The organism is Dellaglioa sp. CoH-57-MRSF-20 (genome assembly GCF_056781955.1).
Genome location: NZ_JBXAXV010000012.1, coordinates 1 through 1,690, shown reverse-complemented (window position 1 = coordinate 1,690; position 1,690 = coordinate 1). Strand labels below are relative to the sequence as shown.

General features: G+C 38.3%; 2 protein-coding genes. Both read right to left on the bottom strand.

Features of this window, described 5'->3' with window-relative positions:
* Positions 1-54: 54 nt before the first annotated feature.
* Entirely contained in the window at positions 55-972 is a 918-nt protein-coding gene (locus tag AC1RPN_RS07695) for an IS3 family transposase (RefSeq protein ID WP_481761993.1), read from the bottom strand.
* On the bottom strand, positions 945-1,619 hold the full coding sequence (locus AC1RPN_RS07690; protein WP_481761994.1) for a transposase: 675 nt from the start codon (positions 1,617-1,619) through the stop codon (positions 945-947). Before AC1RPN_RS07690 ends, AC1RPN_RS07695 begins: the two co-directional genes overlap by 28 nt.
* Positions 1,620-1,690: the final 71 nt, after the last annotated feature.

Genomic DNA, 1,690 nt, shown 5'->3' with positions numbered 1-1,690 from the left:
TGTACTAGGCCCTGTCAAGTTGACGGATGAAATAATATAAAATTTAATATGTTTCTAAATGGCTTTATCCCAGTATTCATCTGGGGTAAGGCCATTTCTTTGTGTTGAGCGATTGTAATGATTAAAATATTCAATTCCTGCTTCAACCAATTTCATAAGTTCTTGATAGGTCTTTGGCAGTGGCTGACGTGCCATCCATCGATTTTTAAATTCATTCCACCAACGCTCCATTGGAGCGTTATCGTATGGCGTTCCTGGTCGGGACATACTTCTAGTTACTTCATATCGATCAAGAGAACGATTAAATAGTTTTGAGGTATAAGCTGAACCGCGATCGGTGTGCACCATGGGGTGTACACTACCAGCACCTGAAAAGGCCTGCTGAAATACCTGGATTTCTGCTTCACTAGTTTCTGTAGGACTTAGATTATAGGCTAAAAGTCGCCGACCATAAAGATCTAAAACACCACTTAACCGAATTTTATATTCGCCATTTATGCCATATGAAAGCTCTGTTGAATCGGCCAACCAAACTTGGTTAGGTCTACTCACACTAAAATTTTGATTAAGAAGATTATCTTGGATATATTGTTCTGATTGTTTCACACGATTATGCTTCTTCGGATGTACTAAACATCGAATACCTAGTTCTCGCATAACTCGTCGAACCTGTTTGAAAGTAATGGGAAAATTAATTGATGTGTCAGCTTGTAAATTTACCAACATGTTTCCAGTACCAATCCCTTGTAGATTGAAATCAAACCAGTATTGGGTTCGCTCTTTAAGTTGTTTATTACGTGTCTCCCAAACTGTTTCTTGTCTTTTTAACCCTTTGTAGTAAGCCTGACGGCTAACGCCAACCATTTTTATAAGTTTTGTTATCGCACCATGCTTTTCTTGACTAACATTCTTAATCGCGTGATATGCCAGTCGTCTTTGCTTATTCACCCCTTGCGCTGAAGTTCCTGCCATTTTTTTATAAAGGCCGCATATAATTTTTGATCTTCGATTTGGCTTTCTAACTCGTGAATCCGTAGATTCGCTTTATCTAAATCTGTTAGTTCTGATTGATCTTTACGGTGACCACGATTATCGATTAGTGATTCATAACCACCTTGTCGTGCCTTAAGAACCCATGAACGGGCTTGTTGATAAGAGACACCGAAGTGTTCCGCAGTTTCATTATAACTATGTTTATCTTTGGTAATATATTCAACAATTGAAACGCGTTCTTCAAAAGAAGTTTTACGACTCATAATGGGAACCTGCCTTTTGGACGGTGACGCCGTCACCGTTTTATCCTCATTATACTTGGAAACCCAGTCTAATAGTTGTTTTTGTGATCGTAAACCAAACTTAAGTGCAACATCTGCTTGTGAATATTGACCCGTTAGATAAGTTAATACCGCTTCTAATTTCAGCGCTTTTGAATAGTGATTATTGTGGCGCGCTTCCTGTAAACCTTCAATACCATCGCGGTCATAGCGATCGACCCAACGTTTGAATAGATCTTTATTAATACCGTATTCTCGGGCAAAAGTTCTTCTCGGCATTCCGGACTTTCTAAATTCTTCGATAAACGTTAATTTTTCTAATGCTGAATACTTGGCTCTGGACATACAAAAATCCCTCCATGATTATCGGATGAAATTATATTATTTCATCTGACAACCATAAAGGGATTATTACA

Bases quoted from the DNA above. Each gene is read 5' to 3' on its own strand.
- AC1RPN_RS07695 (WP_481761993.1), bottom strand. From the start codon at position 972: ATGGCAGGAACTTCAGCGCAAGGGGTGAATAAGCAAAGACGACTGGCA.
- AC1RPN_RS07690 (WP_481761994.1), bottom strand. From the start codon at position 1,619: ATGTCCAGAGCCAAGTATTCAGCATTAGAAAAATTAACGTTTATCGAA.